This is a genomic window from Kineococcus glutinatus (assembly GCF_039542765.1).
Classification (GTDB): Bacteria; Actinomycetota; Actinomycetes; order Actinomycetales; family Kineococcaceae; genus Kineococcus_A; species Kineococcus_A glutinatus.
Genome location: NZ_BAABIL010000726.1, coordinates 1 through 2,643, shown reverse-complemented (window position 1 = coordinate 2,643; position 2,643 = coordinate 1). Strand labels below are relative to the sequence as shown.

At 77.2% G+C, this 2,643-nt stretch carries 2 protein-coding genes; one reads left to right on the top strand and one right to left on the bottom strand.

The features are described 5' to 3' along the window. The first annotated feature begins 340 nt into the window (after positions 1-340). Positions 341-1,735 (top strand): ANTAR domain-containing protein, encoded by a 1,395-nt coding sequence (locus tag ABEB16_RS20675; protein ID WP_345714071.1) that lies wholly within the window; start codon positions 341-343, stop codon positions 1,733-1,735. Here the strand turns inward: ABEB16_RS20675 and ABEB16_RS20670 are convergent. Beyond that, a partial coding sequence (locus ABEB16_RS20670; RefSeq protein WP_345714070.1) for a PAS domain-containing protein occupies positions 1,671-2,643 on the bottom strand: 973 nt, incomplete at its 5' end. The genes ABEB16_RS20675 and ABEB16_RS20670 overlap by 65 nt on opposite strands.

Genomic DNA, 2,643 nt, shown 5'->3' with positions numbered 1-2,643 from the left:
AGGGCCAGCACCAGCTGCCCGCTCGGCCCGACGGCCAGCCGGCCGGCCACCACCGCCCCCAGCGTCTCCCCCAGGGCGGCGGCGGCCGCCACGAGCGCCGCCACCGCCGCCCGCCGCTCGCGCAGCCGCCCCCAGCCGAGCGCCGCAGCGCGCCCTCGCACGTGTCCTCCCGCGGGCCGGGCGGGAGGTTCCCGCGCAGCCCCGGCCACGCTAGCCAGCCCCGGTGGCGGGGCGCTCCCGAGTTTCCGGCCCTCCGCTCGCACCGCGTGCTCGCGCCGCTGGCAGCATGGGGCTGCCGCCGTCGAGACCACGGCGCCGGCGCACCCCGCGGGAGCGAGCAGTGGACCACGAGACGAGGACCAGGGCGCACGACGCGCACGAGGGGGCGCAGCCCCTCACGCGCGACGAGCTGGCGCTGCAGCTGGAGGTCGTCAGCGAGGAGCTGGCCGTCGCCGACGACGAGCTCGCCGCGCAGCAGCGGGAGATCGACGACCTGCTGCGGCGCGAGCAGGCCGCCCGGGCGGGCCTGCGGACGATCGTCGACGCGGTGCCCGTGGCGGTGCTGCACACCGACGCCCACGGCGGCATCGCCGAGGCCAACCGCGCCGCCGCGGCGCTGCTGGGCATCCTGCCCGCGCGGATGCGGCACAAGCCGCTGCAGGTGCTCGTCGTCGCCGAGGACCGCGCCCGCGCCCGCTCCCTCCTCGCCGAGGCGCTGCGCACCGGCACCGCCTCCACCCGGCTGGCCGTGGCCCCCCGCCGCAGCGGGCCCGTCCTCGTCGACGTCACGGCCTCGGCCGTGCCGGACCTGCCGGACCTGCCGGACCTGCCGGACCTGCCCGGCGACGGGGGCACCCGGCTGCAGTGGGTGCTCGTCCCGGTCCCCGCTGCCGGCACGCCCGGTGAGCGCGGTCCCGGGCAGAGCTCGCGCGGTGCGGCGGACGCGCTGCGCGCCATCGCGGCCCTGCACGCGCTGCCCGTCGGCGACCTGAGCACCCACGAGCTCCTCGTGCAGGTCGCCGCCCTCGTGCGCGACGCGGTCCCGCCGGCCGACGGTTGCAGCATCAGCCTGGGCGACCCGGCCGCCCCCGACGACGTCGCCACCGACTCCGCGCTCGCCCAGCACGTCGACGGGGCGCAGTGGCAGGCCGGCGAGGGGCCGTGCGCCACGGCCTGGCGCACGGCGCGCCCGGTGACCTGCGACGACCTGCGCACCCACGCCCGCTGGCCCGCCCTGGCGCGGGCGCTGGCCGGCGGGGAGGCCGTCGCGGCGTCGGCGGTACCCGTCCTGCTCGACGGGGCGGCGGCCGGCTGCCTCAACCTCTACGGCGCCGCACCCGGCGCCTTCGGCGACGAGGCGGACCTCGACCTCGCGCTGCTGTTCGCGGACGCCACCGCCGCCGTGCTGCGCGACGCCCGCCGCACGGACGAGCTGCGCGCCACCGCCACCCAGCTGCAGGAGGCCATGCGCTCGCGCGCGGGCATCGAGCAGGCCAAGGGGCTCGTGGCCGGCTGGCTCGGCTGCGACGTCGCGCAGGCCTTCGAGGTGCTCAGCTCCCTCAGCCAGGACCGCAACGTCAAGCTGCGCGACGTCGCCGGTCTCGTCGTCGCCGACGCCGGCGGTGCGGACGAGGGCCTGCGCGTGCTGCTGGCGCGGCAGCGGGAGCGGCTCAGCTCCCGTCCAGCGCCGCGGCGATCGGCGGGTGCGCCTCCTCCTCCTGCCGCTGGTCCATGACGATCACCGCGCCCGAGGAGGTGCCGGAGGCGGTGACCAGCGCGGTCACCCCGACGGTCACGGTGACCGTGCGGCCGCGGCGGTTGACCGCCGGCACCGACAGCGACACCTCCGCCTCGCCGGCCAGCACCGCCCGCACCGCCGGGCCCACGCGGTGCAGCGGCAGGCCGACGTCGAGGGTGAGCAGGTGCGCGCCGACCGCCTCGTCGGCGCGCACCCCCCACAGGTCCGCCGCCCGCGCGTTCCACACCTGCACCCGCAGGTCCGGGTCCACGACGGCCACCCCCACCCGCAGGCTGGTGAACACGCCCTCCATGTAGAGGTTGAGGGCGCCGACCTCCTCCGTGCGCAGCCGCAGCTCGCGGTTGGAGTCCTGGAGCTCGTCGTTCATCGACTGCAGCTCCACGTTCATCGTCTCCAGCTCCTCGTTGGTGGAGTGCAGCTCCTCGTTGGTGGTCTCCAGCTCCTCCACCGTGGACTGCAGCTCCTCGTTGGTGGTCTCCAGCTCCTCGTTGGTGGACTGCAGCTCCTCGTTGGCGGTCTCCAGCTGCCGGTGGGCCTCCTCCAGCTCCTCCTGCAGCTGGTGGGAGCGGCTGACGTCGGTGAAGACGACCGCCGTGCCCAGCGCCAGGCCCTGCGCCGAGTGCAGCGGCACCACCTGCACGTCGAACCACCGGCTCTCGCCCCGCAGGCGCGACCACCGCACGTCGCGGATCCACACCGTCCGCCGCTGGGCGTGGGCCTCCTCCACCGCCGAGCGCAGCTCCACCGGCCGGTAGGACACCTCCAGGTCCTGGAAGGGGCGCCCGACGTCCCCGGCACCCAGGGCGAAGAGGTGGTCGGCGCGGTGGTTGGTCAGCGCCACCCGCCCCTCGCCGTCCAGCACGAGCTGCGCCAGCGGGCTGGCG